27 protein-coding genes and 3 tRNA genes are annotated in these 26,860 nt (G+C 69.6%); 13 read left to right on the plus strand and 17 right to left on the minus strand.

Translation table 11 applies throughout. The features are described from left to right. Positions 1-88: 88 nt before the first annotated feature. The 12 genes from lysS to tilS form a co-directional block, all read right to left on the minus strand. Positions 89-1,639: a lysine--tRNA ligase gene (gene lysS / locus AC1Q49_RS12895; protein ID WP_101306976.1), complete on the minus strand. Its 1,551-nt coding sequence runs from the start codon at positions 1,637-1,639 to the stop codon at positions 89-91. A 92-nt stretch (positions 1,640-1,731) separates the two neighbouring features. Then, positions 1,732-2,421 carry a DUF2520 domain-containing protein gene (locus AC1Q49_RS12900; protein ID WP_061781947.1) on the minus strand — a complete coding sequence of 230 codons (690 nt, stop codon included), beginning with the start codon at positions 2,419-2,421 and terminating at the stop codon, positions 1,732-1,734. Next, a complete protein-coding gene (locus tag AC1Q49_RS12905; RefSeq protein ID WP_492492599.1) occupies positions 2,418-4,154 on the minus strand; it encodes a PH domain-containing protein in 1,737 nt (578 codons plus the stop codon). Before AC1Q49_RS12905 ends, AC1Q49_RS12900 begins: the two co-directional genes overlap by 4 nt. Continuing rightward, positions 4,151-4,651 (minus strand): PH domain-containing protein, encoded by a 501-nt coding sequence (locus AC1Q49_RS12910; RefSeq protein ID WP_492492639.1) that lies wholly within the window; start codon positions 4,649-4,651, stop codon positions 4,151-4,153. Before AC1Q49_RS12910 ends, AC1Q49_RS12905 begins: the two co-directional genes overlap by 4 nt. A gap of 115 nt (positions 4,652-4,766) precedes the next feature. Then, positions 4,767-5,261, minus strand: coding sequence for a DUF3180 domain-containing protein (locus AC1Q49_RS12915; RefSeq protein ID WP_060960543.1), 495 nt, complete (start codon positions 5,259-5,261; stop codon positions 4,767-4,769). Next, positions 5,258-5,851 carry a 2-amino-4-hydroxy-6-hydroxymethyldihydropteridine diphosphokinase gene (gene folK, locus AC1Q49_RS12920; protein ID WP_492492601.1) on the minus strand — a complete coding sequence of 198 codons (594 nt, stop codon included), beginning with the start codon at positions 5,849-5,851 and terminating at the stop codon, positions 5,258-5,260. The genes AC1Q49_RS12915 and folK overlap by 4 nt, the downstream gene beginning before the upstream one ends. Next, the gene (gene folB / locus AC1Q49_RS12925) at positions 5,848-6,222 is read right to left on the minus strand and encodes a dihydroneopterin aldolase (protein WP_060960541.1); all 375 of its coding nucleotides are present in this window, start codon (positions 6,220-6,222) and stop codon (positions 5,848-5,850) included. The genes folK and folB overlap by 4 nt, the downstream gene beginning before the upstream one ends. Then, positions 6,219-7,046 carry a dihydropteroate synthase gene (gene folP, locus AC1Q49_RS12930; RefSeq protein ID WP_492492603.1) on the minus strand — a complete coding sequence of 276 codons (828 nt, stop codon included), beginning with the start codon at positions 7,044-7,046 and terminating at the stop codon, positions 6,219-6,221. The genes folB and folP overlap by 4 nt, the downstream gene beginning before the upstream one ends. Then, entirely contained in the window at positions 7,043-7,633 is a 591-nt protein-coding gene (folE, locus tag AC1Q49_RS12935) for a GTP cyclohydrolase I (protein ID WP_060960539.1), read from the minus strand. Before folE ends, folP begins: the two co-directional genes overlap by 4 nt. 9 nt (positions 7,634-7,642) lie before the next feature. Further along, a complete protein-coding gene (ftsH, locus tag AC1Q49_RS12940; RefSeq protein ID WP_060960538.1) occupies positions 7,643-9,652 on the minus strand; it encodes an ATP-dependent zinc metalloprotease FtsH in 2,010 nt (669 codons plus the stop codon). A 216-nt stretch (positions 9,653-9,868) separates the two neighbouring features. Beyond that, entirely contained in the window at positions 9,869-10,420 is a 552-nt protein-coding gene (hpt, locus tag AC1Q49_RS12945) for a hypoxanthine phosphoribosyltransferase (RefSeq protein ID WP_060960537.1), read from the minus strand. A gap of 31 nt (positions 10,421-10,451) precedes the next feature. Further along, positions 10,452-11,447 (minus strand): tRNA lysidine(34) synthetase TilS, encoded by a 996-nt coding sequence (gene tilS, locus AC1Q49_RS12950; protein WP_492492606.1) that lies wholly within the window; start codon positions 11,445-11,447, stop codon positions 10,452-10,454. Positions 11,448-11,642: 195 nt separating this feature from the next. Here tilS and AC1Q49_RS12955 point away from each other — a divergent pair, with 195 nt between their 5' ends. Continuing rightward, positions 11,643-12,176 (plus strand): inorganic diphosphatase, encoded by a 534-nt coding sequence (locus AC1Q49_RS12955; RefSeq protein ID WP_492492608.1) that lies wholly within the window; start codon positions 11,643-11,645, stop codon positions 12,174-12,176. A 69-nt stretch (positions 12,177-12,245) separates the two neighbouring features. Here the strand turns inward: AC1Q49_RS12955 and AC1Q49_RS12960 are convergent, their stop codons facing one another. After that, a complete protein-coding gene (locus tag AC1Q49_RS12960) occupies positions 12,246-13,649 on the minus strand; it encodes a peptidoglycan DD-metalloendopeptidase family protein (protein ID WP_492492610.1) in 1,404 nt (467 codons plus the stop codon). 284 nt (positions 13,650-13,933) lie between these two features. On the opposite strand from AC1Q49_RS12960, the gene AC1Q49_RS12965 reads away from it, so the two are divergent. From AC1Q49_RS12965 to AC1Q49_RS12980, 4 genes are all read left to right on the plus strand, one after another. Continuing rightward, positions 13,934-14,006 (plus strand) — tRNA-Glu (locus tag AC1Q49_RS12965). A 27-nt stretch (positions 14,007-14,033) separates the two neighbouring features. Further along, positions 14,034-14,107 (plus strand) — tRNA-Asp (locus tag AC1Q49_RS12970). Between the two features lie 82 nt (positions 14,108-14,189). Next, positions 14,190-14,262 (plus strand) — tRNA-Phe (locus AC1Q49_RS12975). A 459-nt stretch (positions 14,263-14,721) separates the two neighbouring features. Further along, positions 14,722-15,405 carry a hypothetical protein gene (locus tag AC1Q49_RS12980; protein WP_492492612.1) on the plus strand — a complete coding sequence of 228 codons (684 nt, stop codon included), beginning with the start codon at positions 14,722-14,724 and terminating at the stop codon, positions 15,403-15,405. 71 nt (positions 15,406-15,476) lie between these two features. Here AC1Q49_RS12980 and AC1Q49_RS12985 read toward each other — a convergent pair whose 3' ends face one another. Then, the gene (locus AC1Q49_RS12985) at positions 15,477-15,806 is read right to left on the minus strand and encodes a replication initiator (RefSeq protein ID WP_492492614.1); all 330 of its coding nucleotides are present in this window, start codon (positions 15,804-15,806) and stop codon (positions 15,477-15,479) included. Between the two features lie 32 nt (positions 15,807-15,838). Here AC1Q49_RS12985 and AC1Q49_RS12990 point away from each other — a divergent pair, with 32 nt between their 5' ends. After that, on the plus strand, positions 15,839-16,525 hold the full coding sequence (locus AC1Q49_RS12990) for a hypothetical protein (protein ID WP_492492616.1): 687 nt from the start codon (positions 15,839-15,841) through the stop codon (positions 16,523-16,525). Between the two features lie 257 nt (positions 16,526-16,782). Next, a complete protein-coding gene (locus tag AC1Q49_RS12995; RefSeq protein WP_492492618.1) occupies positions 16,783-17,382 on the plus strand; it encodes a class I SAM-dependent methyltransferase in 600 nt (199 codons plus the stop codon). Positions 17,383-17,390: 8 nt separating this feature from the next. On the opposite strand, the gene AC1Q49_RS13000 is transcribed toward AC1Q49_RS12995, so the two are convergent. Further along, complete coding sequence (locus AC1Q49_RS13000) at positions 17,391-17,885, minus strand: GNAT family N-acetyltransferase (RefSeq protein ID WP_492492620.1); 495 nt, start codon at positions 17,883-17,885, stop codon at positions 17,391-17,393. A gap of 130 nt (positions 17,886-18,015) precedes the next feature. Between AC1Q49_RS13000 and AC1Q49_RS13005 the strand changes: the two genes are divergently transcribed. Next, the gene (locus AC1Q49_RS13005) at positions 18,016-18,228 is read left to right on the plus strand and encodes a chemotaxis protein CheY (protein ID WP_492492622.1); all 213 of its coding nucleotides are present in this window, start codon (positions 18,016-18,018) and stop codon (positions 18,226-18,228) included. Positions 18,229-18,254: 26 nt separating this feature from the next. Here AC1Q49_RS13005 and AC1Q49_RS13010 read toward each other — a convergent pair whose 3' ends face one another. Beyond that, positions 18,255-18,860 (minus strand): nucleoside deaminase, encoded by a 606-nt coding sequence (locus tag AC1Q49_RS13010; protein WP_492492624.1) that lies wholly within the window; start codon positions 18,858-18,860, stop codon positions 18,255-18,257. Further along, a complete protein-coding gene (locus AC1Q49_RS13015) occupies positions 18,857-20,500 on the minus strand; it encodes a glycoside hydrolase family 13 protein (protein ID WP_492492626.1) in 1,644 nt (547 codons plus the stop codon). Before AC1Q49_RS13015 ends, AC1Q49_RS13010 begins: the two co-directional genes overlap by 4 nt. Positions 20,501-21,072: 572 nt before the next feature. Here AC1Q49_RS13015 and AC1Q49_RS13020 point away from each other — a divergent pair. The 5 genes from AC1Q49_RS13020 to AC1Q49_RS13040 all read left to right on the plus strand — a co-directional run bounded on the left by AC1Q49_RS13020 (position 21,073) and on the right by AC1Q49_RS13040 (position 26,745). Continuing rightward, the gene (locus AC1Q49_RS13020) at positions 21,073-22,437 is read left to right on the plus strand and encodes an extracellular solute-binding protein (RefSeq protein ID WP_492492628.1); all 1,365 of its coding nucleotides are present in this window, start codon (positions 21,073-21,075) and stop codon (positions 22,435-22,437) included. Between the two features lie 3 nt (positions 22,438-22,440). After that, positions 22,441-23,337: a carbohydrate ABC transporter permease gene (locus AC1Q49_RS13025; RefSeq protein WP_492492630.1), complete on the plus strand. Its 897-nt coding sequence runs from the start codon at positions 22,441-22,443 to the stop codon at positions 23,335-23,337. Further along, positions 23,334-24,164 (plus strand): carbohydrate ABC transporter permease, encoded by an 831-nt coding sequence (locus AC1Q49_RS13030; RefSeq protein ID WP_492492632.1) that lies wholly within the window; start codon positions 23,334-23,336, stop codon positions 24,162-24,164. The genes AC1Q49_RS13025 and AC1Q49_RS13030 overlap by 4 nt, the downstream gene beginning before the upstream one ends. Next, the gene (locus AC1Q49_RS13035; protein WP_492492634.1) at positions 24,161-25,237 is read left to right on the plus strand and encodes a Gfo/Idh/MocA family protein; all 1,077 of its coding nucleotides are present in this window, start codon (positions 24,161-24,163) and stop codon (positions 25,235-25,237) included. Before AC1Q49_RS13030 ends, AC1Q49_RS13035 begins: the two co-directional genes overlap by 4 nt. A gap of 80 nt (positions 25,238-25,317) precedes the next feature. Continuing rightward, positions 25,318-26,745 (plus strand): carboxylesterase/lipase family protein, encoded by a 1,428-nt coding sequence (locus AC1Q49_RS13040; protein ID WP_492492637.1) that lies wholly within the window; start codon positions 25,318-25,320, stop codon positions 26,743-26,745. Positions 26,746-26,860 lie beyond the last annotated feature (115 nt).

The following is a 26,860-nucleotide window of genomic DNA, read 5'->3' on the forward strand; positions in this document are numbered from 1 at the left end:
GAGCGAGGCCGAAGGCCGAGTCGAAACGCCCCACCCCACCCCCGGTCGTTGAGCGAGGCCGAAGGCCGAGTCGAAACGCGCCGCGCCCCTACTTCACCAGCGGGAACAGGATCGTCTCGCGGATGCCGAGGCCCGTGATCGCCATGAGCAGTCGGTCGATGCCCATGCCCATGCCGCCCGTCGGGGGCATGCCGTGCTCGAGCGCCCGCAGGAACTCCTCATCGACGCGCATGGCCTCGTCGTCGCCGCGGGCGGCGAGCTTCGCCTGCTCAACGAAGCGCTCCCGCTGGATGACGGGGTCGACCAGCTCGGAGTATCCGGTCGCCAGCTCGAAGCCGCGGACGTACAGGTCCCACTTCTCCACGACGCCCGGGATCGAGCGGTGCTCCCGCACGAGGGGCGAGGTGTCGAGCGGGAAGTCCATCACGAACGTGGGCCGCTCCAGGCCGCCCTTCACGAAGTGCTCCCACAGCTCCTCGACGTACTTGCCGTGGGTCGCGACCTTCTCGGGCACCTCGACGCCGACGGAGGCGGCGAGCGCCTTCAGCTCGTCGAGAGGGGTTTCGGGCGTGATCGAGATGCCCGCGGCATCCGACAGCGACTCGTACATGGAGATGCGGTCCCACTGCCCGCCGAGATCGAACGCGGTGCCGTCGGCCCAGGTGACCGTGGTCGAGCCCGCCACCGCGATCGCGGCGTTCTGGATGAGCTCCTGGGTGAGGTCGGCGATCCCGTTGTAGTCCGTGTACGACTGGTAGGCCTCGAGCATCGCGAACTCGGGGCTGTGGGTCGAGTCGGCACCCTCGTTGCGGAAGTTGCGGTTGATCTCGAACACGCGGTCGATGCCGCCGACCACGGCGCGCTTGAGGAAGAGCTCCGGGGCGATGCGCAGGTACAGCTCGGCGTCGAAGGCGTTGGAGTGGGTGACGAACGGCCGGGCGGCGGCGCCGCCGTGCTGCACCTGGAGCATGGGGGTCTCGACCTCGAGGAAGTCGTGGTCGGTGAAGGTCTGCCGCAGCGACGCGTTCACCCGCGCCCGGGCGACCGCCGTCTCGCGCGCCTGGTCGCGCACGATGAGGTCGAGGAACCGCGAGCGCACCCGGCTCTCCTCCGACAACTCGGTGTAGAGGTTCGGCAGCGGCAGCAGCGCCTTGGCGGCGATGACCCAGTCGGACACCATGATCGACAGCTCGCCCCGCCGGCTGGAGATGACCTGACCCGTGACGGAGACGTGGTCGCCGAGATCGACGAGGTCCTTCCACGCCTGCAGCGACTGCTCGCCCACCTCGGCGAGCGACACCATCGCCTGGATGCGGCTGCCGTCGCCGGCCTGCAGCGACGCGAAGCACAGCTTGCCCGTGTTGCGGCTGAACACCACGCGGCCCGCGACGGCGGCGATGACGCCGGTCTCCGCGCCGGGCTCGAGGTCGGAGTACCGCGCGCGAAGGGCGGCGATGGTGTCGGTGACCGGAACGGTGACCGGGTAGGCGCCGCCCGCGGCATCCGCACGCTCGGCGAGCAGCCGTTCGCGCTTGGCGAGGCGCACCGCCTTCTGCTCGTGCACGTCGGCGAGATCGAGATCCCCGGCGTCGGGCGCGGCCTGGACGGGCGTGGACGCAGCGTTCGGCGTCTGAGTCATGGTGCGGGGCTCCTCGGAATCGACGTTCCAGTCTACCGAGAGCGCACTCCTCATCCCCCGGGAGGCCGCGGCTCCGAGAAGACCCGGCCGCGTCAGACGTCGATGACCGGCGAACCGTCCTGGAGGGCACGGTCGACCGCCGAGTGGACGAGCATCGACAGGTACCGCCCGGGCTCCTCGATGCCCGCCGTCCGCAGCAGCGACGTCGCCTGCCGCACGACGGATGCCGAGAACTCGGTCGCCGTCGCGATCGCCTCGCCGTATGCCGCCCGGTCCGCTTCGGCGACGACGACGGGCTCGCATCCGAGCTCCACGGCGAGGGCCTGCGCGATCGGCAGCACGGCGGCCGGCGCGGTGACCGCCGCGAACGCGTCATGCAACAGCCGCAGGTCCATCGAGGTGCCGGTGAAGGTGACCGCCGGGTGCACGGCGAGCGGGATGGCGCCCCGGCGCGCGGCGGGAGCGAGCACGTCGGTGCCCCACACCGGGTCGGTGTGCAGGACGAGCTGGCCGATCTGCCAGCGCTCGAGCTCGGCGAGCCCCGACACGAGACCGGGGAGCTCATCGTGCGGCACCGCCAGCACGACCAGCTCGCTGCGGCGCACGATCTCGTCGGGATCCAGCACGGGAACGCCGGGCAGCACCGCTTCGACGCGGTCGCGGTCCGACCCCGCCGTGATCCCGACGAGTGCATGGCCGGCTCCGGCCAGCGCCGCACCGATGACCGGTCCGACCTTCCCTGCGCCGATGATCCCGACACCCAGCCTGCTTGCGCCTGTCACGCGTTCTCCCTCCGTCCCTCGCCCGCCGGTCCGACCGCCGCGGCGGCGCTGACGGGCAGGTCGCGCGCACCGGCGCCCCTCGCGGCATCGCGCGCACCGGCATCCTCGGCCCCGCCGGCATCGCCCGCTCCGGCATCCCCCACTCCAGCATCCCCCGCTGCGCCGTCACCCGGCTCGGCATCCCTCGGCGGCTCGGCGTCCCATCGATGGGAGCGGTCGGTGGCGGCGGCGGCGATGACGGCCGCCGCGATCCGCTGCCACAGCCCGTAGGCGTCATCGCGGTCGATGATGCCCACCGATCCCGCGACCTGTCCCGCGACCGTGTGTCCGGTGAGGTTCGCGACGCGGCGGGCACGGTCGAGCGGACCCTGCGAGATGCCCACCGACTGCAGGCGCGCCAGCGGGAGGATGATCAGCGAGCGCCAGATCATGCCGCGGCGCAGTAGCAGCGCATCGGGCGTCAGCAGCACGCCGTTGCGCCGCCACGAGAGCGGCCGCAGCCACCAGGCGCGCCGCGGGGTCGTGACGTACGGATCGCCGTCGTGCGGGCCGAGGAGGCCGTGAACCACCAGTTCCTGCCACTGTGCGGCCGAGATGCCGGGAAGGAACAGGCGCAGCACCCGTTCGACGTCATCGCGGGTGCCGACGGGCAGCACGTCGGCGAACTGCTGAGATTGGGCATCGTTCGCGGAACGACCCGAGAGTCGATTGACCCGGATGGCCCACCACCCGAAACCGCGCCACAGCAGCGGCTGACGGATCTCGAACGCGTGCACGCGACCCGGCGGCAGCGTCTCGGTGATCGTCGTGAACAGCCCGAACGTGATCCGCACCCCCGAGGGCGTGGGGGCGATCGAGTATCGCAGCGCGCGCGTGATCGTACGGAACCAGTACGCCCCGAAACCGAGGATTGCGGGCACCAGCGTGAACAGCACCCACGGCGTGCCCACGATGGCCCCCACCACGATCGCGGCCGCGAGCAGCAGCAGCCAGAGGGTCGATCCCGACAGCAGCCGGGAGGCGATGAGGCGTCCGGGCGGGATGTGCACGACGGATGCCGGTTCGGCGACGGGCTGCTCGGCGCCGTCGATCAGCCCGGTCAGTCCGGCGCTGACGGCCGCCACGGCGGCGCGGCCGCGACCTGCCGGGCCCCCGGCATCCGCGGCGCGCGCGAGCTGGCGACCCGACGCGAGGCGCAGGATATCCGCCCGCACCGCCTCGGCGTTGGCGGTCGAGAGGTACTCGAGCTTGACGTTCGCGTCGAGGCCGGCGCCGACGACTTCGAGCTTCGCGGCACCGAGCAGGCGTGCGACCATCGGGCGCGTCAGGTTGACCCCCTGCACCCGGTCGAGGGGCGCCCGCCGGTGTGTGCGGAAGAGGATGCCGCTGCGCACCTCGACGTCGTCACCGGTGATACGGAAGGTGTGGAAGCGCCACGACAGCCAGAACCCGCCCAGCAGCAGCAGGAGCACCCCGAGCACGGCGAGCAGCGCGAGGAGGACGAGGTTGTTGCTGACGACGTAGTCCACCGGGTCGGCCTCGTACCGTTCCCAGTCTTCGAGACCCGGGACCAGCCACCCGATGATGCGATCGCGGAGGTTGGTGATGACGATGCCGAGCACCACGAGGAGGAAGAGCCCTCCGCGCAGGACGGGCGTGAGCGGATGCAGCCGGTGCCACTCGCCGTCGCTGAGGGGCGAGCGCACGTCGGCGACGGCGGCGGGATCGGTCACAGGCCGGTCCGCCGCGTCTCGGCCACCGCGATCAGGGTGTCGCGCAGACGCTCGGCGGCGGGCTGCGCGAGCCCGGGGATCGTGACGCCGGTGGTCGCGGCGGCGGTGACGAGCTTGAGCTGGGCGATGCCGAACACGCGGTCCAGGGGCCCGTGGGTGATGTCGACGAGCTGCATGCGTCCGTAGGGGACCGCGACGAGACGCTGCCAGAGGATGCCGCGGCGGAAGACCAGGTCGTCCTCGCGGAGCTGATAGCCGTAGGCGCGGGCCTGGCGCGGCAGGATCACGAGCGTCCAGACCGTCACGACGACGACGATCGCCGCCGGCATCCAGACCCACGTCAGACGCAGCACGAGCGCACCCACCAGCGCCGCGGCGACGACGAGCACGAGGAACGCGATCGTCGAGATCAGCCGGACCCAGACGTAGTTGCGCGAGAGCTGGTGCCACGTACCGTCGCCGAGCGGCAACCGGTTCGCGCTGCGCGGCTCGAGGATGCGCTCGTACGTCCCCTCGTCGAGCGCCTCACCCGCACCCTCCCCGGTCGTTGAGCGAGCGAAGCGAGTCGAAACGCCCTGAGCCTCGCCCGCACCCTCACCCGCCGAAGGACCGTCAGTCGTGGTGGGAGAGACCGAAGCCGGGCTCGGGAGGTCCGGGGTGTTCGTCATCGTCGTCCTTCCGGATGGTGCAGAGGTGTTCGGCCACGAGGCCCGCCGCAACGAGCACGAGGCCTCCGACGATCGAGGCGATCACCGCTCCCGTCGAGCCTAACGAGGGCGCGACGGGACGGGTGAGCAGGAAGGCGAGCAGGCCGCCGGCGACCCCGGCGACCGCGGCTCCGACGAGCGTGGACGCCTTGGCGAGCATCGCGATGCGCACGGCGCGGAACGGGTCGACGGGTGTCGGGTTCGCCCCCGAGATCGCCCGCCGGATCGGCAGGGCGAACAGCACGAGCGCGATGCCCAGCAGCACGAGCAGGATCGGCAGCAGGAACGACGGCGTGAAGGTCGGGCGCCCCGTCGCGGTGAGCACCTGGTCGATGGCGAAGCCGAGGAACACGCCGATCGCGACCGCGGCGACGATCGTCCCCGCTCCCGTCCGCTTCACGCCGCACCGCCGTCCGCCGGCGGGGCTCCCGCATCGGGCCCGGATGCCGGCGCCTCCTCCAGCCGCGCGAGAAGCTCGTCCACCCGCCCGGCGCCCGGGAGCACGGCATCCGGGTCGACGTGCAGCCACGGCGTGAGCACGAAGGTCCGCTCCGCCGCCCGCGGGTGGGGCAGGGTCAGCGCGGGGTCGGCGGAGCGCACGTCGCCGTAGGCGATGAGGTCGAGGTCGAGGGTGCGGCTCTGCCACCGCAGGTCGTCGACGCGCCGCGGGGGTCTCCCATGCGCCTCCTCGATGGCGTGGAGGTAGCCGAGCAGCACCGAGGGCGCGAGGCGCGTCGTGACGAGGGCGACGGCGTTGAGGTAGGCCGGGGCCTCGGCATCCGGTCCGTCGAGGGTCAGCGCGACGGTCTCGATCGGGGCCGAGGCCACGATCCGGGTGGTCAGCGGCAGGCGGGCGAGATCCTCGAGGGCGGCGGTCATGGTCGCCTCGCGGTCGCCGAGGTTGGTACCGATCGCGACGACGGCGACGGTCTCGTCGTGATCCCGGGGCGGGGACTCGTCGTGATAGCCCTGCGCGAGGCGGCGGTTCATGCGGACGCTCCTTCACGGACGCGGCGGATGGAGACGCTCACATCGTCGAACGGCACCGCGATGGGCGCCTGCGGTTTGTGGATCGTGACCTCGACGGCATCCACGCGGGCGTAGCCGAGCGCGCGGTCGGCCACGCGCTGCGCGACGGTCTCGAGGAGGTCGGCGGGATCGCCCGCGAGGACGGCGGCGACCTGGTCGGCGAGCTCGCCGTAGTGCACCGTGTCGGCGACGTCGTCGCTGCGTGCGGCGTCGGCAAGCGAGAGCTCCAGCACGACATCGGCGATGAAGACCTGTCCCTCACGGCGCTCGTGCTCGTAGACCCCGTGGTAGCCCGTCGCGCGGACTCCGGTCAGCGTGATGCGGTCGCTCATGCGTGTCCTCCGTCGCTCTCGCCGTTCCAGTTCGTCCAGACCGCGAGCGCATCGCGCGTGGCCGCCGCGTCGTGCACCCGCACGGCCCACGCGCCGCTCTGCGCCGCCATCACGCTGGTGACCGCGGTCGCGAGGTCGCGCCGTTCGGCCGACACGTCCTCCTCGGGGGTGAGGGCGGCCAGCGCTTCGGCGAGGAACCGCTTCCGACTCGTGCCGACGAGCACCCGCGGACCGATCGCGACGATCCGCTCCAGTGCCCGCAGCGCCTCCCAGTTCTGCGCACCGCGCTTGCCGAAGCCGATGCCGGGATCGAGGATCACCCGGTCGGGAGAGATCCCCGCTGCGACGGCCGCGGCGAGGCGCGCCTCGAGCTCCGCGACGAGGTCGCGGCCGAGGTCGTCGTACCCGGCGTGGGCGTACATGTCGGCGGAGGGCCCGCGCCAGTGCTGCAGCACGACGTCGACGCCGGATGCCGCGACCGCGCTCAGCATGTCGGGATCGCTGAGACCGCCCGAGACGTCGTTGACGATGCGGGCACCGCGCTCGACGGCGGCGAGCGCCGTCGAGGCGTTCATCGTGTCGATGCTGACCGTCGCGCCGTCCGCGGCGAGAGCAGCGATCACCGGAAGCACGCGCGCGCGCTCCTCGGCGGGATCCACCCGTTCCGCGCCCGGCCGGGTCGACTCCCCGCCGACGTCGAGGAGGTCGGCGCCGGCCGCGCGCAGGGCCCGGCCGTGCGCGACGGCGGCGTCGGCGGACAGGAAGCGCCCGCCGTCGCTGAAGGAGTCGGGCGTCACATTGACGATGCCCATGATCGCCGTCATGTCGGCGTCCCGGTCACGAGCATCATGATCTCCGCACGGGCCGCCGGGTCGGCGAGGGCGCCGCGCGCGGCGATCGTGACCGTGGCGGCATCCGGCTGGCGGCCGCCACGCATCGTGACGCACTCGTGGTGGGCACCGAGCACGACCAGCACCCCGCGGGCGTCGAGCGCCGCCGCGATCGTGTCGGCGATCTGCTCACCCAGTCGCTCCTGCACCTGCGGCCGCGCGGCGAGCACCTCCACGACCCGCGGCAGCGCCCCGAGCCCGACGACCTGCTCGCCCGGGAGGTACGCGATGTGCGCGCGCCCGGCGAACGGCAGCAGGTGGTGCTCGCAGACGGAGCGGAAGCGGATGTCGCGCAGCAGCACCGCCCCCGACGGCAGCGTGTCGGGTGCGGGACCCCGCGACACGCTGATGGTGTGGGCCAGCGGAGCACCGGCATCCTCGCCGACGCCGGCGAAGAAGTCGGCGTAGGCCTCGGCGACGCGCTGAGGGGTCGCCTTCAGCCCCGGGCGATCGGGGTCTTCCCCGATCGCGACGAGGATGTCGCGCACGGCGGCGGCGACGCGGTCTCGATCGACGGCCACGTCACGAGCCTAGGCGGTGGCGGGGCGCGCCTGCCCGCTCGGGCGACGCTGCGCCGCCGTGTGCGCGGCCGGCTGGTCCTCGGCGACGGATGCCGCGGCCAGCCCGGTCTCGTCCTGCCGGCGCGGCACGTCCACCGGCGGCAGCATCGAGACGGGACGGTCGTCGCTGGACAGCCACTGCGGGCGCGGCGGCAGCTTCCTGACGTCGGTGAAGATCTCGGCGAGCTCGAGGTGGTCGAGCGTCTCCTTCTCCAGCAGGGCGAGGGCCAGCTTGTCGAGGATGTCGCGGTTCGCGTTGATCACCTCGTACGCCTCGTTGTGCGCCTGCTCGATGAGCTCGCGCACCTGCTGGTCGACGCGCTCGGCGATGCGCTCGGAGAAGTCGCGACCGTGACCCATGTCGCGCCCCATGAACACCTCACCCGAGGACGAGCCCAGCTTGACCGGGCCGACGTCGGTGGTCATGCCGTACTCGGTGACCATCTTGCGAGCGATGCCCGTCGCCTTCTCGATGTCGTTGCTGGCGCCGGTGGTCGGGTCGTGGAAGACGATCTCCTCCGCGACGCGGCCGCCCATCGCGTACGTCAGCTGGTCCTGCAGCTCGTTGCGGGTGACGGAGTACTTGTCCTCGAGCGGAAGCACCATCGTGTAGCCGAGGGCCTTGCCGCGCGGAAGGATGGTGACCTTCGTGACCGGGTCGGTGTTGTTCATCGCGGCGGCGGCGAGGGCGTGACCGCCCTCGTGGTACGCCGTGATGAGCTTCTCCTTGTCCTTCATGATGCGCGTGCGGCGCTGCGGACCGGCGATGACGCGGTCGATCGCCTCGTCGAGGGCTCGCATGTCGATGAGCTGCGCGTTGGAGCGCGCGGTCAGCAGGGCGGCCTCGTTGAGCACGTTCGCGAGATCGGCACCGGTGAAGCCGGGCGTCTTGCGGGCGATGACGGCGAGGTCGACCGACGGCGACAGCGGCTTTCCGCGCCCGTGCACCTCGAGGATGCGCTGACGGCCCTTGAGGTCGGGGGCGTCGACGCCGATCTGGCGGTCGAAGCGGCCCGGACGCAGCAGGGCCGGGTCGAGGATGTCGGGACGGTTTGTCGCCGCGATCACGAGCACGGACGCCTTGGGGTCGAACCCGTCCATCTCGACGAGCATCTGGTTGAGCGTCTGCTCGCGCTCGTCGTGACCGCCGCCCATGCCGGCACCGCGGTGACGGCCGACGGCATCGATCTCGTCGATGAAGATGATCGCGGGGGCGTTCTCCTTGGCCTGGTTGAACAGGTCGCGAACGCGGCTCGCACCCACGCCGACGAACATCTCCACGAAGTCGGAGCCCGAGATGGAGTAGAACGGCACGCCCGCCTCGCCGGCGACGGCGCGCGCGAGCAGGGTCTTTCCGGTTCCGGGAGGGCCGTACAGCAGCACGCCCTTCGGGATGCGGGCGCCGACCGCCTGGAACTTCGCGGGATCCTTCAGGAAGTCCTTGATCTCCTGCATCTCCTCGATGGCCTCGTCGGCACCGGCGACGTCGGCGAAGGTGACCGTCGGGGTCTCCTTCGTCACGAGTTTCGCGCGGGACTTGCCGAACTGCATCACCTTGCTGTTGCCACCCTGGGCAGCGGAGAAGAAGAACCAGAAGAGCAGACCCAGCAGCAGGATCGGGATCAGCAGCGACAGGAGGCTCTCGAAGAAGGTCGTGCGCGGCACGACGTCGTTGTAACCGTCCTTCGGGGTCGCGGCATCCACCGCCGAGACGACCTCGTTCGCGCGCGCGCCCACGTAGTAGAACTGCACCTGCGTGGCGCCCTCGAACGGTGCGGACAGGGTCATGTCGACCCGCTGGTCGCCGTCGGTGTTCGTCACCTGGGTGACCGTGCCGCCCTTCAGGAGCGTCAGGCCCTCCTGCGTCGTGATCTGCTTGGCGCCGGTGAGCGTCGAGATCAGCGACATGCCGATCAGCAGCAGGGCGCCGATGAGCAACACGTAGACGAACGGGTTGCGGCTGAGCTTCTTGAAGTCCATGATCCGCTCAGGCTACCGCGCACCGACTATGGGGCGTCTGTGCATTCGCCACAGGCGAACCGGGAGGGACCCGGGCTCCGTCTGCGTTTCGACTCCTCGCTGCGCTCGTCGCTCAACGACCGGGACTTTCCCCCCGGTCGTTGAGCGAGCGCAGCGAGTCGAAACGCCCCACCCCACCCCGGTCGTTGAGCGAGCGCAGCGAGTCGAAACGCCGCGTCAGCTGTAGACGTGCGGCGCGAGCACCGCGACGTCGCGCAGGTTGCGGAACCGCTCGTCGTAGTCCAGGCCGTAGCCGACCACGAACTCGGTGGGGATGTCGAAGCCGACGTAACGGCAGTCGATCTCGACCTTGGCCGCTTCGGGCTTACGCAGCAGTGCGAGGATCTCGATCGAGGCGGCGCCGCGCGAGGCGAAGTTCTCCAGCAGCCAGCTCAGGGTGAGGCCCGAGTCGATGATGTCCTCGACGATCAGCACGTGCTTGCCGGTGAGGTCGGTGTCGAGGTCCTTGCGGATCTGGACGACACCGCTGGACTTGGTGCCCGCACCGTACGACGAGACGGCCATCCAGTCGATGACGATGTCGCGGCGGAGCTTGCGGGAGAAGTCCGCCATCACCATGACGGCCCCCTTGAGCACCCCCACGAGGAGCAGCTCCTTGCCCTCGTAGTCGGCCTCGACGCGCTGGGCGAGCTCACCGAGCTTCTCGTGGATCTGTTCCTCGGTCACGAGGATGGTGGACAGCTGGTCAGCGATGTCGGCTGCGCGCATTCCTCGATTTTAGGCCCGTCGGCGGGCGTTCTCAGTTCGCGACGAACTCCAGCCGGCTGCCACTGCGCCGGGCGCGGCATCCCGGGAGGTCGATCGGCCCCTGACCGTGCCAGTCGGTGACGAGCCGCGCGACCTCGAGCGTCTGGGCCCGGGTGAGGCTCGCCCCGAACTCGCTCGCGACGACGTGCCGGATGATGCGGTGACGCAGGGCCGGCGGGTTCGCGGCGAGCGCGGGCACCGAGACCGCGATGCCGGCCTCGGCGTGCTCGACGATGTCCTCGATCGTCTCGTCGATCATGTCGGCGAAGGCCGCGGCATCCTCGCGGAGCTGCTCGCTCGTGCGGGCGAGGGCTTCCGCCACGCCGGGGCCGAGCTCGGCCTCGAGCACGGGCATGACGTCCTGGCGCACGCGCACGCGCAGGAACCGGCGGTCGAGGTTGTGCGGGTCCTCCCACGGCGGCAGCCCCGCCGCGGCGCAGGCCGCGCGGGTGGTGGCGCGGCGCACCTCGAGCAGGGGACGCAGGATGCGGATGCCCTCCTCGACCCGGTCGGGCGGCATCGCGCCGAGACTCGCGGCACCGGAGCCGCGGGCGAGGCCGATGAGCACGGTCTCGGCCTGGTCGTCGAGAGTGTGGGCGAGCATGATCGCCTCGGCCCCGGCCTCCCTCGCGGCGGCGAGCAGGGCCGCGCGGCGGGCGTCGCGGGCGGCGGCCTCGGGCCCGCCGTCGGTGCCGACCTCGACCCGGACGACCCGCGCGGTGAGACCTCGCTCCTCCGCGACGGCCGCCGCACGCGCGGCGACGCGGTCGGACCCGGGCTGCAGGCCGTGGTCGATGACCGCCGCGGATGCCGCGATGCCCGCTTTCGGCGCCTCGAACGCGACGGCGTCGGCGAGTGCGAGCGAGTCGGCGCCGCCCGAGAGCCCCACGAGCACCGGCCCCGTCACGGTCGCGAGGGCGGTGCGCACGGCACGACGGATCTCGGCGACGGCGGGATCGAGGGTGGGGCGATGGTCCACGGCATCCACGGTAGCGAGTTGCCGCCCGCACAACTCCACCTCAATGGGGGTAGGGGCCTCCGACCGAACCGATACGGGCGACTGAGGCGGAGTTGTGAAGGTGACGACTGCGCAACCGGCGCGCGGTGGCCCCCGGACTAGGCTGGATGCCGGCATCCACCAGACCCTCCGAACATCCACCAGATCCTCCGAAGGAGCACCAGTATGGGCGCATACGACGCCGTCATCGAGATTCCGCGCGGCAGCCGCGTGAAGTACGAGGTCGACCACGGAACGGGTCGGGTGTTCCTCGACCGCGTGCTGTTCACGCCGATGGGCTACCCCGCCAACTACGGCTTCTTCGAGGACACCCTCGGCGAGGACGGCGACCCGCTCGACGTGCTGCTGCTGCTCGATCGCGACCTGTACCCGGGTGTCATGGCGAAGGTCCGCCCCGTCGCGGTGCTGAAGATGCTCGACGAGGCCGGCGGTGACGACAAGGTCGTCGCCGTGCTCGCGAAGGACCCGCGCTGGAACCACATCCAGGACGTCGACGACCTCGACGAGTGGACCAAGGGCGAGATCGGCCACTTCTTCGAGCACTACAAGGACCTCGAGCCCGACAAGTGGGTCAAGGTCGACCAGTGGGCCGGCGCCGAAGAGGCCGAGCGCCTGGTGACCGAGGCCTTCCAGCGCTTCCAGGACGAGGGCGCCCAGACGGCCACGCAGGGCGAGGGCCACGCCCCGAAGACCATCTGAGACCCGTCTCACACGCAGAAGAGCGGATGCCGATCGGCATCCGCTCTTCTGCGTGTTCGGCGTGAACCGTCAGTAGACGTTGATGCCGTGGTCGAGGAGGACGGGCGCGGGGTCGATCCGCACGCCCTGCCAGTAGACCTCGAAGTGCAGGTGGCAGCCGGTGGAGGCTCCGGTGTTGCCGACGTAGGCGATCACGTCGCCGGCGTTGACCCACTGGCCGTAATTGACCTTGTAGCCGCCGTTGACGATGTGCGCGTAGCCGGTGACGACGCCGCCGCCGTTGTCGATCTTGATGTAGTTGCCCCAGTCGCCGGTGTACTGGGCCCAGACCACCGTTCCGGAGGCCGCCGCGTAGATCGGCGACCAGCAGGAGGTGGCGAAGTCGATGCCGCGGTGTCCGCCGCTGGTGCACGAGCCGTTGCCGCACACCGAGCCACGGTTTCCGAACCACGAGCTGATGTAGCCGGATGCCGGGCGCACCCAGCCTCCGGTGCCGGCCGACCCACCGCTGCCGGTGCTTCCGCCGCTGCTGCTTCCGCCGCCACCACCGCCACCGGCGTTCGCCGCGGCTTCGGCCTCGGCCTGCCGCCGACGCTCTTCGGCGAGGGCGGCCTGACGGGCCTCCTCGGCCTTGCGCGCGGCCTCGACACCGGCCTGGTAGTCGGCGACGGTCTTCGCGGTCTGGTCCTGGAGAGCGGCGAGCTGCGCCTGGAGCGTGCCGAGGTTCTTGTCCTGCTCGGCGAGGGCGGCCTGCGCCGCGGCGGCGGCATCCTGGGCCGCCTGCATCTTCTGCTCGGCTTCCTTCTGCAGACGATCGCGCGCGTCGCGCGCCACCTTCGCCTTGTCGCTCAGGCTCTGGGCGTTGTTGCGGGCGCTCACCGCGTCGGCGTAGACGCCGCGGTTGGCCTCGACGAGGCGGTCCATCGTGCCGAGCTTGGTGAGCAGGTCGTCGGCGCTGGCGGCGGAGCCGGAGAAGAAGAGCTCCATCGACGGGTCGTCGCCGCCGGAGCGGTACTGCTGCGCCGCCAGACGTCCGAGCTTCTTGGCGGTCTCGGTGGCTCGCGCCGATTCGGCGTCAGCCTGCGTCTGGAGCGCGTTCGCGTTGTCGGCGGCGGTCTCGAACGCGATCTGCGCCGCGACGTACTCGTTCGCGAGGCGTTCGGCTTCGGCCTGCTTCGCGGCGACGTCGGCCTGCAGTGCGGCGATGAGGTCCTGGATGCGGGAGACCTCGGCCGCCTTCGCGGCTTCGTTGTTCTTGGCGTTCTGGACGTCGTCCCACGAGGGGTAGTCGGCGGCGAACGCCGACGGGCTGAACCTCAGTCCGAGAGCGCTCACGGCGCCGAGGCTGAGAACGCCCAGGCCCGCCAGTCCGAGCGCCGTGCGGCGGCTCAGGGGGCCCCGGAGGGTCGTCAGTTCCTTCGCGGTCGGCGCGCACCCGCAGTCCTCCGCCGAAGCGGCCTTCTCGGTCTTCACCTCGAACCTCCGTCATTCACGCGCGTCGACCCCCGCCATCCTGCGATGGCAACACACGTCACACTAACAACATTCGTCACATTCGCCCAAGGGTTTCTTCGACGCCCCGAGGGGAGCGAATCCGGCCGCGACCAGCGTTGACCTGCCTGCGCACGACGGATGCGGATGCCGCCATCCTCCCCCGCGGAGGGGGCGCGCCACGGCATCCCACGCCCTCGATTTCCGATTTGGGGAGGGATCTCGTATGCTTGAGCGTCGGTAAGAAAGAGCCCTCGGGTTCGCTCGGCCCCATCGTTTAGCGGCCTAGGACGCCGCCCTTTCACGGCGGTAGCACGGGTTCGAATCCCGTTGGGGTCACTCTCCGACACACAACTGAATACGTATGGCCCTGTAGCGCAGTTGGTTAGCGTGCCGCCCTGTCACGGCGGAGGTCGCGGGTTCAAGTCCCGTCAGGGTCGCTCCGAGCGACGGGCCCTTTTCTTTCGAGATCGAGGGCCCTTCGCGTAGGACGCGGCAGGTTCAGTACAGCGCGTGCCGCGCGGCTCTGTAGCTCAGTTGGTAGAGCGCACGACTGAAAATCGTGAGGTCACGGGATCGACGCCCGTCGGAGCCACACGGACCGTCGTTACAACGGTCCCAGAAACCCTCGCCTAGCTTCTACATGGCGGGGGTTTTGCTTTTCCCGGGTGGGGGGCGGTTTCCCAGCGCGACGGTCGGCTCCGCCCCGGTCATTGAGCGAGCGAAGCGAGTCGAAACGCCCCCCGGTTGGTAAGAGCACGAGGAAACGGGCTCTTCGGAGACGTTGTGCAGGTTGTGTGCCGGCTACGGCCACTTTCGACGCAGCGGACCCGACACATCGGCACCTTCCGATCTGCCTAGAGCTGCGACGATGCCCCGCGTGGCGGACGATTTCGCCCCCAGTACCCGAGTAGGCTCCCGATGACGTCGTCACACGAAGTGCCCGCAGGGTCGGGAGCCTACTCGGGTACTGGCAAGACGAAACCCCGGCGATGTGGCTGAGCCAGTGATCGTTCCGGGGTCTTCGTGTTCAAGCATACGATCAGGATCCTGAATGTCAACCGACCGAGCCGTCCTGAGCGCCGAGGAATACGAAACGCTCCTCCCGTTTGTGACTGCCGAGCGGCTGGGATCGTACTCCCGAGCAACTGCCGGCGGCACCGCAGCCGCCTCCGCTCTCTACGAGTGGAACATGCGCGCAGCTGCGAGCGTGATGGAGCTCACCTCGATGGTCGAAGTGATCGCCCGTAACTCCCTCGACACGCAGTTGCGAAGTTGGGCGACCCGCAAGCACGGCCACCCGTCTTGGCTTGACGTCGTGCCGGTCGATCAGCAAGGACGTAACGACATTCAGCATGCCAGGGATCGAGCGACCCGCCGGGGACGCCGGCCGGAAGTTCATGGGCGCGTCATCGCCGAGCTTTCGCTGGGGTTCTGGCGGTACCTGGTCGAATCGCGCTATCTGACCTCACTTTGGGTACCTTCGACGCACGCCGCGTTCACTCACGGACATCCCGACCTTCGCACCAGGCAGCGCGACGTCGCGTTCCGGATGCAGCAGCTCAACTTCGTTAGGAACCGCGCCGCCCATCATGAACCCATCCATCAACGTGACCTCCGACGCGATTTGGAACTCGCCCTGGACCTGGCGCAATGGATCTCGCCAACCGCGGGCGAATGGGTCGAGCACACGACGTCACTCCCCGCCGTTCTCGCCGAGCGCCCGCGCTCCTCATAACCTCTAGCCAGAACAGCTTTCGCAAAGCTCGGAGCGATCGACGCGGAGCGCTAGGGCCTGATCACGACGGCTCAGGCGGCCGAGATCAGCGTCTCACGAAGGACCTCTCCAGCCCCACTGCTTCCGATGCCCTCGAACGTCTCGCGCAGCGGCAGCGAGGTGCAGGCGACAAGACGTGCCGCTGATCGGATAGCGGCACTCAGATGCACCTCCGTCGCCTTGCGCGGAACGGGTGGGAACTCTTCATCCAGGCTAACACCGTCGAATCGAATGATCGCGTGGGAATGCACGGCGCCTCGTCGCCAGAACTGCGCGACCTTGGCGAACGGCACCCGTGCGATCTCGACTGCTGCCCGCTGGGCGAGGCCGAGCCCTACCTTGAGCGTTCGCAGGATGCACACAGTTCCGCTATCCCGCTGACAGCATGTGACGTTTGAACTCAAGAAGTCAGATCAAGTCCGGCCACATCAATCTTCAGAGCCTCCGCTTTGAACGCGCGACCGCGATCCTGGCAGCCATCGGCGCCGTACTGGGTATTGTCACAGGAGTTCTTGGCTTCACGACTACGATTCTTGCGCAAGACAACGCGACGCTCACTTCCGATCGGGCGGCACTGATCTCCGCGAAAGAAGAACTCGAACTGCAACTCATCACTGCAAACGCCGAGGTAGCCGCCCGAGATGAAACGATCGCGGCGCTTCGGGACGAGAACCAGACGCTGCGCGCCTCCGCGCCGTACGCCGTCGACCCGAAAGATGCTCACAAGATCCGTGCCACGCATACCGTTACGTTGGCGGAGAACGGAGACACCATCGATCTAAACTCCATCGCACCGAACTTCGGAGCCGGGGTCACCAACGCCTGGAGCGACACGGTGCGATTCGATGGCGACGAACTTCGATTCTCCTATGGAGTGTCGTCGCTCACACTCACGTCAGGCGCGGCTATGTATGAGACCTGCGCTGCGGAAACCGGGTATGCCATGACTTCATCGATCGAAGTCCACCTCCTCAAGGAACCGAACGTTTGTCTCCGACTTCAGAGCGGTCGATACGTGGCCTTGCAAGTTGTGTATTTCGACACGGCAGCGGCGGAAGTGACGTTCACGGTCTGGGAATAGGCAGCGCCGGTGATTATCCCGCGCCGGTCCCGTGCCAGTATCGCCGCTGACATCGCGCTCAACCAGTCACGACTATCCATGACGACTCCCGCGGAATCATGAGACTGGAGGCTCCGCCCCGGTCGTCGAGCGAGCGCAGCGAGTCGAAACGCCCCGGAGGCATACCGATTCGGTCGCGCCTTCGTCGGCGGGGGACGGTCGGCCCCGAATTTCGGGCGCCGAGTCGACCGCCGTGGCCCCATCGATAGCCTCTTCGGGTGACCGATGTGCAAGCCGCGTATGCCGCACGTGCCGCCGAGTACTCCGATGCTCTCGGGACCATGGATGCGGTGCATCCGAGCGACAGAAAACTGGTCGACACGTGGGCGAGCAAGGTCTCCGGCCGCGTTCTCGACGCAGGATCCGGACCGGGTCATTGGACCGACTGCCTCCACCGTCGCGGTGTCGAAGTGCAGGGCATCGATATCGTCCCGGAGTTCCTCGACAGAGCTCGAACGCGCTACCCGTCTGCCAGGTTCGACACGGGGAGCATCGACGCGATCGACGAACCCGACGACGCCTTCGGCGGCATCCTGTCCTGGTTCTCGACGATTCATCACGAGCCGTCCCGGATCAGCATCCCGCTGCTCGAGTTCGCGCGAGTGCTGCGGCCCAGCGGCGCCCTGCTGCTCGGCTACTTCGACGGCGCCCAGGTCGAGCCGTTCGACCATGCCGTCGTTCGCGCGTACCGCTGGCCCGCAGGCGCGCTGATCAAGGTGCTCCACGCCGCCGGATTCGACGTCATCGAGACGCACCGGCGAACCGAGCGAGGCCGGCGCGACGTCGGCGCCATCCTCTGCGAGCGCCGCGCGCGCTGAGGTGCTCGCTATCTCACCATGCGCGCATCTGTGATCAGCGGGGCGTGCGGGTCGCGCTGCTCCGTCCCGTCGAAGCGGAAGCCGTTGCGCAGGTAGAACGCCGTCGCGCGGGGATTCTCCTTCGCGACCCACAGCATGGCGGGCGCGGTCCCGAGCGTCTCGTCCAGGAGCGCCTGCCCGACACCCGTCCCGTGCTGCGATGCCAGCACATAGATCGCGTAGAGCAGGCGGTCCCGAGGCGGCTCCTCGCCGTCCAGACCCTCGCCGGGGCCGACCCACGCGAACCCGACGATGTCTTCACCGACCTCGGCCACACGGATGACCATGCCATCCCGCCGCTCCGCCAGCACCTGACGCCACATCCGGTGCCGCCTGTCGACGTACTCCGCCGAGAAGTAGCCGTCGGGCAGCAGATGCGCGTAGGCCTCCTTCCACGTGGCGACGTGGAGCTCGGCGATGGCCGCGGCATCCGCGGGCTGAGGCTCTCGGATCACGAATGCCATGCACCGATCGTGTCACGAGCGGTCACTCCGATCGGCCCGCGGCGAGGGCCCGCCCGCGCGGGTGCGTGCCCCCTCCGAGACGGGCGGCGCCCGACTGATATCCTTCTTACCCCCACCCGGAAAGTGCCCCATGGCCGAACGCGTCGCCGAGCGGGTGGCCCGTCTGATGACGGAGCACCCCGACATCACGGTCCGCTTCACCTCGGCTGTCACCGCTGACAGCTATCTGTTCAGTATGAGCCGCAGCATCCCGGTGATCTTCATGAACCCCGTTCATCAGCCGCTGGTCGAAAGCCTGCGCGCTGCACAGCAGACTCCCGACCAGCCCGCGGCGACCATCTGACGCCTCGGTCGACCGCCCCGCGGCGCTCAGCCGGATGAGCGTGCGTTGTAGAGCGTGATCTGCCCACGTCGGGCCTTGGCGCCGAAGTCTCCGAGCACCCGTCGGGCGTCGTCGGCGAGACGCCCGACGGTCACACGAATGCCGCGCGCTTCGAGCTGTCCACGCCAGTCCAACGCGACCGGCCCTTCGTCGAACCCTGTCAGCGCTTCGACCTCGGCTCCGAAAACCGAGAAGTCCAATGCCTTCACGCCGGACCAGACGACTGCTCCGCAGCACATCGCGCACGGCTGCGCGTTCACGACCAGGGTGTGCGACTTCCCCGTCTCCGAGAGGTCCCACGATCCGACTCGCGCGTGCGCGAAGCCGAGGGCGACCATCTCCGCGTGCGCGAGCGACAGCTGGGAGGACAACACCAGGTTCACGCCGACGGAGACCAGACGGCCGGTGTCGGTCTCGATCACGGCGGCGGCGAACGGCCCACCGGTTCCCTCGGCGACGTTCGTTGCGGCGAGCTCGTTCAGCGCCCCGACGAGGTCGTCGAGATCGTCGAAGGAGTCGGGAAGCTGCGCGCGGCGAGCGCGCAGCCACTCGGGGAGCTCGACCGCGAACAGGTCTCCAAAGGGACGGCTCATCGCTCCGCTCCGATGCGCGTCCAGACGGTCTCGTCGGCACGCAGGAAGGCGTCATCGGACCGCGAGCTGCGCAGCAGGATCTCGCCCCGCGGCAGGTCAGCAGCGGCGGCCGAGAGGTTCGTGGTGCACCGGACGTCGCCGACCGTGAAGGACAGAACCCCTCCGGAGACGGCGACATCCGTAGCCGTCCGACGTCCGAGGGCGAGCTCACGTCGAAGCGTGAGCGCGGCGCGGTAGAGTTCCAGCGTCGATGCGGAGTCACCGCGTTGCGCCTCCCACGAGAGGGCGCCCCAGTCGCGCGGCTGCGGCAGCCACGATGCGCCGGTGGAGCTGAACCCGAAGCTGCGCCCGTCTCGTTCCCAGGGAATGGGCACGCGAGACCCATCTCGCCCGAGGAGCGTGCGTCCGCTCCCCTCCCAGGTGGGATCGACCCGCTCCGCATCGGGGATGTCGATGACTTCCGGGAGCCCGAGCTCCTCCCCCTGATAGAGATAGGCCGCGCCGGGGAGCGCAAGCATGAGCAGGGATGCCGCGCGAGCGATGGCATCGGCCCGGTCGGGGTCGGGCACCGGATCCTGGGGTGCCCGACCGATCATCGCCGGGCGCTGCGGGGCCACCGCCAGGCGAGAGCCGTGCCGTACGTAGTCGTGGTTGGACAGCACCCACGTCGGGGCAGCGCCCACGCTGTCCATGTCGGCGAGCGTGCCCGCGATCACCTCCCGAAGCTCGTCGGCGTCCCAGCCGACGTTCAGGAAGGCGAAATTGAAGACTTGGTGCATCTCGTCGGGGCGCACCCAGTCTGCGAGCAGTCGCGCCGGCTCGATCCAGACCTCACCGCACAGGATCACCGGCCGCTCTGCACTGTCGACGGTGCGGCGCCAGCGTCGGAAGACATCGTGGACGCCCGGCTGACCACGAAACGGCGCCACCCCGAACAGCTCCGGTCCTTCGGGGTGGAAATCGGGCAGCGCCGGGTCCTTGATGAGTCCCGCAGCGACGTCCACGCGGAATCCATCCACGCCCGCGTCGATCCACCAACGCAGGATCTCGTCGAACCGATCGGCAACCCACGGGTCGGACCAGTCGAGGTCGGGCTGCGACGCGTCGAAGGTGTGGAGGTACCACTGCCCCGGCGCACCCGAGGCGTCCTTCGTGCGCGTCCAGGCCGGGCCGCCGAACGCAGACTGCCAGTTGTTCGGCGGCAGGTCGCCGTCGTCCCCGCGCCCTTCGGCGAACACGTATCGCGACCGTTCCGGGGAACCGGGCGCCGTCCGGAGTGCCGCCTGGAACCATGGATGCTCATCTGAGGTGTGATTCGGAACGATGTCGACGACGACGCGGAGCCCGAGGGAGTGAGCAGCATCGGCCAACCTGCGGAAATCCGCCATCGTGCCGAACAGCGGATCCACATCGCAGTAGTCCGCGACGTCATAGCCGCCGTCGTTCATCGGGGACGTGTAGAAGGGCGACAGCCAGATGGCGTCCACACCGAGCTCGGACAGCTGCGGAAGTCGCTGGATGATGCCAGGAAGGTCGCCCACGCCGTCGCCCGTCGCATCGGCGAACGAACGCGGATAGACCTGATAGATGACCGCGTCCGCGGCCCAGTGGGCGCGGGCATCGTCGGTCGCGCGCGTCACAGCGGACGCATCGAGGGTATGCAAGAGTGCCATTCCTTTCGCGATTGATCACTTCGAGCGGGAGTGAAATATCGCGTTTACGGAAGGCACCGCATGTCGTCTTTTCGCTGCTCGGTGAGCACACTAGCACCGCCCAGCACCGGTCCCGCAAGTCCAGCGGAGCGGCACGATCGACATCCGGAAAAAAAACACTTGTGCACGCACAGCCGAGTTCCTACACTCTGAACTCAACCTCGATCACTCGATCAGATCGAGGCGGAGGACGCCGCACCTGGCGTTCGATGTCAGCGAGCTGGCCGGCACCTCCGGCCCCGACGCGCAGGCTCCTGCGACCGCGGTTAACGAGTCTTGGCTTTCCACGCCACACCAGAAACCACCGCGTGCCCGCCGCGGATCGTCCTCCCTTCGATGGTCTGCGTCGAGCCCCCGCTTCGCACGGAGCTCACGATGCTCACCGACCGCTGCAGCGATGTACGAAACCCGTGCATCTCGGGGTCCTCCTCGATGTCAGCGACGAGGCGACGGGCGACGGCACTGCGGTTCTTCCCTGCCCGAAAGGAACCCGTCACCTCATGCCTCTCACCGCTCACCCCCGCTCGCGCCGCGCGCTGCTCGGCGCCGCGCCGGTCCTCGTCTTCTCCCTCGTCCTCGCCGGCTGCGGTCGTGGGGGGGGGGGGGGGGGGGGGGGGGGGGGGGGGGGGGGGGGGGGGGGGGGGGGGGACGACGCGGGCGCGTCGTCCGCTGCCTCCCTCTCGATCGATGACACCCCCGCCACCGGAACCGTCGAGATCTGGGCACAAGCCGGAGAGGGCGGCGCGCTGACGGAGTTCGTGAAGTCGTTCGAGGCGGAGAACCCGGACGTCACCGTCACCGTGACCTCCCTCCCCGCCAACACGGCCTTCGATGCGAAGATCACCGCCGCCATCGCTTCCGGATCGGTCCCGGACGTGATCAACCTCTACTCTCAGACGCAGTCGACGATCTTCACCACCGGGGGCATCGCCCCTGTTCCCACAGGCCTCGTCGACTCGTCCGTCTTCTTCCCCGCGTCGTACGAGCCCACCGTCGTGAACGGGGAGTCGTACGCCGTGCCGTGGTACGCGTACTCGCAGGTGTTCTACTACCGCTCCGACCTCGCGCAGCAGGCCGGCGTCGAGCCGCCATTGACCTGGGAGGACATGAAGACCTTCGCCGCCGCACTCCAGAATGCCGGCCTGGCCGAGCACGGGCTCGGACTCGGCATCTCCTGGGACCAGTACTCCCCCCAGCAGTTGAACGACTTCATCGTCGGCAACGGCGGCAGCCTCATCAGCTCGGACTTGAGCACCTGGACGATCAACGAGCCCGCCAACGTCGAAGCTCTCTCGTTCTGGGGCACCCTGTTCGCGGAGGGATACGCCTCCGCGGACGAGCCTCAGTTCCTCGACGTGGTGCCCTTCTTGACCTCGGGCAAGGTCGCCTCCACGAACAACGGACCGTGGCTGACCTCCTGGCTGGATCAGGCGAACGGCGAGGGCTGGTCGAAGGCCCACATCGGCGCGGTCCTTCCGCCCGCGGGACCCAAGGGGCAGTCCGCGACCGTCGGCAGTTCGACGCTCGCCGTCCTGAAGGATGCGAAGAACCCCGTCGCCGCATGGAAGTTCGTCCGCTGGATGGCGGAACCTGAGACTCAGCTCGCCTGGTACGCAGCCTCGGGCAATCTCCCTGCGGTGGTCTCGGCCTGGGACGACCCCGCAATCGCCGACGACGCACTGCTCGTTCCGGTGAAGGAGGGGATGCAGATCGGCGTCGGCGTCCCGCCCGTATCGACCTGGGCCCAGGTCGGCGCGATCATCGGCAAGCAGATGGAGCGGGTCGCCCGCGGCCAGGCGACGGCGCAGCAGGCCCTCGATGAGGCGCAGCAGCAGGCGGAACAGATCGGCACGGGGACGCACTGAGCCATGTCGACCATCCACGCAACGCCGCGGGAGCGACACGCGAACAGGATCGGGTGGCTGTTCGTCAGCCCGCTCGTCCTCATCCTCGCGACGTTCACCGCGCTGCCGGCCGCCATCGCCCTGATCCTGGGGTTCACCGACATCGGGCCGTCCGACCTGCGCGATCCGCTCGGGGTGAACCTCGTCGGCTTTCAGACCTTCGGCGACGTGCTGACGGATCCGACGTTCCTGCGCGCCGCCTTCAACACACTGCTGTTCGTCGGGATCTCCGTCCCGAGCACGATCGTGATCGCGTTTCTGCTGGCGCTCGTGCTGAACGAAGGCATCCGCCGGCTCCGCTCGTTCTTCCGCGCGGCCATCTATCTGCCCGTCATCACGAACATCGTGGCGGCGGCAGTGATCTGGCAGTACGCCTTCACGATCGGCGGCCCCGTCAACGGCGCCCTCGCCTCCATCGGCATCGACGGACCGAACTGGTTGGGCGATCCGTTCTGGGCCGTGCCCACCGTTGCTTCGCTCGGAGTGTGGCGCAACATCGGCACCGCAATGATCTTCTTCCTCGCCGGCCTGCAGGGGATCTCGACCGAGATCAACGAGGCCGCGTCGCTGGACGGAGCCGGGTTCTGGGGACGCACCCTGCGGATCACGATCCCGTTGCTGCGGCCCACCACGCTGCTCGTCGCGATCTTGACCACCGTGTCGTTCCTGAACATCTTCGACGAGCCGTACCTCGTGACGCGCGGCGGACCGCTGGGCTCCACCCAGTCGCTCGCGTTGTGGGTCTACGAGAAGTTCGGCTTCGGCGACATCGCCGCATCCATGGCCGGCTCGTTCCTTCTGCTCGCACTCGTCGGCGTGATCGCCGTCATCCAGTTCCGACTGCTGAGGCCCAAACATTGAAAACATCGACCGCCCTGCGTGCGGGCTCCATGTACGTCCTGCTCGTCGTCGTCGTGGCGATGATGCTGCTCCCCTTCCTCTGGGTGTTCGCCGGATCCTTCAAAACACAAGGAGAGTTCCTGGCGAACCCGGGGGCCTGGTTCCCGGCGAGCTTCGCCTACCTGCAGAACTACGTCGTGCTCTTCACCGAGCGCGGCTTCGGCGGGTACCTCATGAACAGCCTCATCGTGTCGATCGCCGCCGTCGCGGGCAATCTCGTGTTCAGCTCCATGGCCGGCTACGCTCTGGCCAAGCTGTCGTTCCGGGGGCGTAAGGCCGTGTTCGTCGCCGTCATCGGCGCGATGACCGTGCCGTACGTCGCAATCTTCGTCCCGCAGTTCTTGATCATCGTCCAGCTGAAACTCATCGACACGCTCGCGGCGATCATCATTCCCGTCTTGGTGATGCCCATCGCCGTCTTCATCATGCGTCAGTTCGCCACCGCTGTGCCGGAGGAACTGCTGGAAGCGGCACGGCTGGAAGGGGCCGGGGAGTTCCGGATCTTCTTCACGATCTTCCTTCCCATCGTGGGCCCGGCGCTGGCGACCGTCGGCATCCTGACGTTCATGTACTCGTGGAACTACTTCCTCTGGCCGCTCCTGGTCGCGCAGTCGTCGTCCACGTACACGCTTCCCGTCGGATTGGCGGTGGCCACTCAGACCGGCAACACCACGGAGTTCGGCGTGCTGTTGGCAGGCGCGATGGTCGTTCTCATCCCGGTGCTCGTCGTCTTCCTCTTCTTCCAGCGCTTCTTCATCCAGAGCGTGGCGACGACGGGGTTGAAGTGAACGGCGAGCAGCGGTCGCGCGCACGGATCGGCATCATCGGTCCGGGCAGCATCAGCGCGCAGTACATCAGCACCCTGCGCGACCACCCCGAAGTGGAAGTCGCGATGCTGGCGAGCCGAGATCCCCAGCGGGCCGCCTTCGCGGCGCCCCGCCACGGGATCCGCGATTCCGGCTCGATCGAGCAGCTGCTCGGCGACGACAGCATCGATCTCGTCGTCAACCTGACCCCGCCCGATGCCCATGTGGACGTGTCGCTCGCGATCCTTGACGCCGGCAAGCACGTCTGGAGCGAGAAGCCCGTCGCCCTGGATCGAGAGGGGGTGGACGCGCTTGCACGCCTCGCCGCGGCCCGGGATCGGCGCGTGGGTGTGGCACCCGACACCTTCCTCGGCCCCGGGGTCGACGGTGCCCTCCGCCTCGCGCATGCCGGGCGAGTGGGTGCGCTCACCGGTGCGGTGGCGGTGATGCAGAAGCCCGGGCCGGAGAGCTGGCATCCCAACCCGGCCTTCCTCTACCGACGCGGCGCCGGTCCCCTGCACGACATGGGCGTCTACTACCTCACTGCGCTGGTGCCGTTCCTCGGCGCTGTCGAGTCCGTCGTCGGATCGACGACTCTCTCCCACCGCCCTCGCGTCGTCGCGACCGGCCCGCACGCCGGCGCGAGAATCGAGGCCGAAGTGCCGACCGCCGTGCGAGCCGTGCTCCGATTCGCGGCCGGTGCAGAAGCGGTCGCGTACTTCACCTTCGACACCGTCGTCAGCCGTGCGATCCTGACCGTCGAAGGCGAGCGAGGGGAAATCTCCGTGCCCGACCCCGATGCCTTCGGCGGCGTGATCGGCGTGCGCAGCGACGATCGCTCGGAGCAGATCGATGCGCCGGCCGGAAGAGCCGGGCGCGGGATCGGCATCGTCGACCTCGTCCGGTCCGTGCGCGCCGGTGTGCCCCATCGCGCGTCGCTGGAAGTGGCGGCGCATGTGTTGGAGGTCATGGACGCCATCGTCGAGTCCGCTCAGACCGGTCGTCGCACCCTCGTCACCAGCAGACCTCCGACGGTCACCATCACGCGCCTCTGACGACGAGGACAGTGCGGCTCACCCCACCACCGCCCTCACCCCGCCGACATCCCGCCGACGGGGGTCAATAGGGTGAGGCCATGGAGCAGCCCGTCGCCCTCGAGGTCACGACATCCACCGGCACCGTTCGCGGCAGCCTGACCGACGGGATCGGCCGCTTCCTCGGCATCCCGTATGCGGCGGCACCCGTGGGCGGACGCCGCTTCCGCGCGCCCGCCCCGCCGGCGGCCTGGTCGGGCGTGCGCGACGCGACGCGGTTCGGCGCGACGGCGCCGCAGGCGCCCTACGCAGGCGCGATCGGCGAGCTCCTCAGCTGCCCGGCGATCGAGGGCGACGACATCCTCACCGCCAACGTGTGGACCCCGGCGGATGCCGCGGCATCCGCCGCCCCCGTCGTCCTCTGGATCCACGGCGGCGCCCTCGAGCGCGGGGCCGCGGCCGAGCCCACCTACGACGGGACCGGCTTCGCCCGCGACGGGGTCGTGTTCGTGTCGGTCAACTATCGCCTCGGCGTCGAGGGGTTCAGCGTGCTCGACGGGGCGCCGACGAACCTCGGACTGCTCGACGTGGCGCGGGCGCTGGAGTGTGTGCACGCCGAGATCGGCGCCTTCGGCGGCGACCCCGCCCGCATCACGCTGATGGGAGAGTCCGCCGGTGGGGCGCTGGTGGCCGCACTCCTGTCGCGCCCGGCATCGCGCGCCCTGGTCGCCGGCGCGATCATCCAGTCCGGGCCGCTCGACGCGGCACCCCTGCAGAAGGCGCGCCGCGCGTCGGATGCGATCGCGCGCCGCCTCGGCATCCCGGCGACGCGCGAGGCGTTCGCGGCCCGGACGACGGCCGAGCTCCTGCGGGCGCGATCGCAGATCGCCGCCGGCTCGTCCCCGTTGCGAGGCGCACCCGGCTTCACGCTCGCGCTCGACCCGGAGACCCTTCCCGCGTCGCCGGTCGACGCGCTGCCCAGCCTCGGGATACCGCTCCTGATCGGCACCAACACCGACGAGTACCGCCTCTGGCTGACGCCCGACGCCATCGCCGACATCGGCGGCGTGAAGTCGTGGCTCGCCCGCCGCGCCCTGCGCACCCCCGAACGCGCCGCCCGGGCCGTGCGGGCCGCGATGCCCGACGCGAGCGCCGGCGAGGTCCTCGGGCAGCTGCTCACCGACCGCCTCCTGCGCGGCCCCGCGACGCGCGTCGCACGGGCGCGGACCGCCCCGACCTACGTCTACGAGTTCGCCTGGGAGAGCCCGGTGCGAGACCTCCGCGCCGCGCACGCGTTGGAACTCGGCTTCGTCTTCGACACCCTGACGACCGACCAGGCCGTGAGACTGGCGGGCGACGACGCACCCGCCGACCTCGCCCGCGACATGCACCGCGCGTGGGTGGCGTTCATCACGACGGGTGATCCCGGCTGGCCGGCTTTCGGCGCCGATCGGACGACGAAGGTGTGGGATGCCGCGTCACACGTGACCCCTCAGCGCCGCGCGGCCGTCGTCGACGCACTGGGGTAGGGCGCTTCGACTCGGCGCTGCGCGCCTCGCTCGACGACCGGGGGCGGAGGGGCGCGGTAGGGCGCTTCGACTCGGCGCTGCGCGCCTCGCTCGACGACCGGGAGGTGGGCGGGAG

The sequence above is a fragment of the Microbacterium sp. MPR-TSA4 genome (assembly GCF_058792815.1).

Bases quoted from the DNA above. Each gene is read 5' to 3' on its own strand.
- lysS (WP_101306976.1), bottom strand. From the start codon at position 1,639: ATGACTCAGACGCCGAACGCTGCGTCCACGCCCGTCCAGGCCGCGCCC.
- folK (WP_492492601.1), bottom strand. From the start codon at position 5,851: ATGAACCGCCGCCTCGCGCAGGGCTATCACGACGAGTCCCCGCCCCGG.
- folB (WP_060960541.1), bottom strand. From the start codon at position 6,222: ATGAGCGACCGCATCACGCTGACCGGAGTCCGCGCGACGGGCTACCAC.
- folP (WP_492492603.1), bottom strand. From the start codon at position 7,046: ATGACGGCGATCATGGGCATCGTCAATGTGACGCCCGACTCCTTCAGC.
- ftsH (WP_060960538.1), bottom strand. From the start codon at position 9,652: ATGGACTTCAAGAAGCTCAGCCGCAACCCGTTCGTCTACGTGTTGCTC.
- hpt (WP_060960537.1), bottom strand. From the start codon at position 10,420: ATGCGCGCAGCCGACATCGCTGACCAGCTGTCCACCATCCTCGTGACC.
- AC1Q49_RS12955 (WP_492492608.1), top strand. From the start codon at position 11,643: ATGGGCGCATACGACGCCGTCATCGAGATTCCGCGCGGCAGCCGCGTG.
- AC1Q49_RS12980 (WP_492492612.1), top strand. From the start codon at position 14,722: ATGTCAACCGACCGAGCCGTCCTGAGCGCCGAGGAATACGAAACGCTC.
- AC1Q49_RS13000 (WP_492492620.1), bottom strand. From the start codon at position 17,885: ATGGCATTCGTGATCCGAGAGCCTCAGCCCGCGGATGCCGCGGCCATC.
- AC1Q49_RS13005 (WP_492492622.1), top strand. From the start codon at position 18,016: ATGGCCGAACGCGTCGCCGAGCGGGTGGCCCGTCTGATGACGGAGCAC.
- AC1Q49_RS13010 (WP_492492624.1), bottom strand. From the start codon at position 18,860: ATGAGCCGTCCCTTTGGAGACCTGTTCGCGGTCGAGCTCCCCGAGTGG.
- AC1Q49_RS13020 (WP_492492628.1), top strand. From the start codon at position 21,073: ATGCCTCTCACCGCTCACCCCCGCTCGCGCCGCGCGCTGCTCGGCGCC.
- AC1Q49_RS13025 (WP_492492630.1), top strand. From the start codon at position 22,441: ATGTCGACCATCCACGCAACGCCGCGGGAGCGACACGCGAACAGGATC.
- AC1Q49_RS13040 (WP_492492637.1), top strand. From the start codon at position 25,318: ATGGAGCAGCCCGTCGCCCTCGAGGTCACGACATCCACCGGCACCGTT.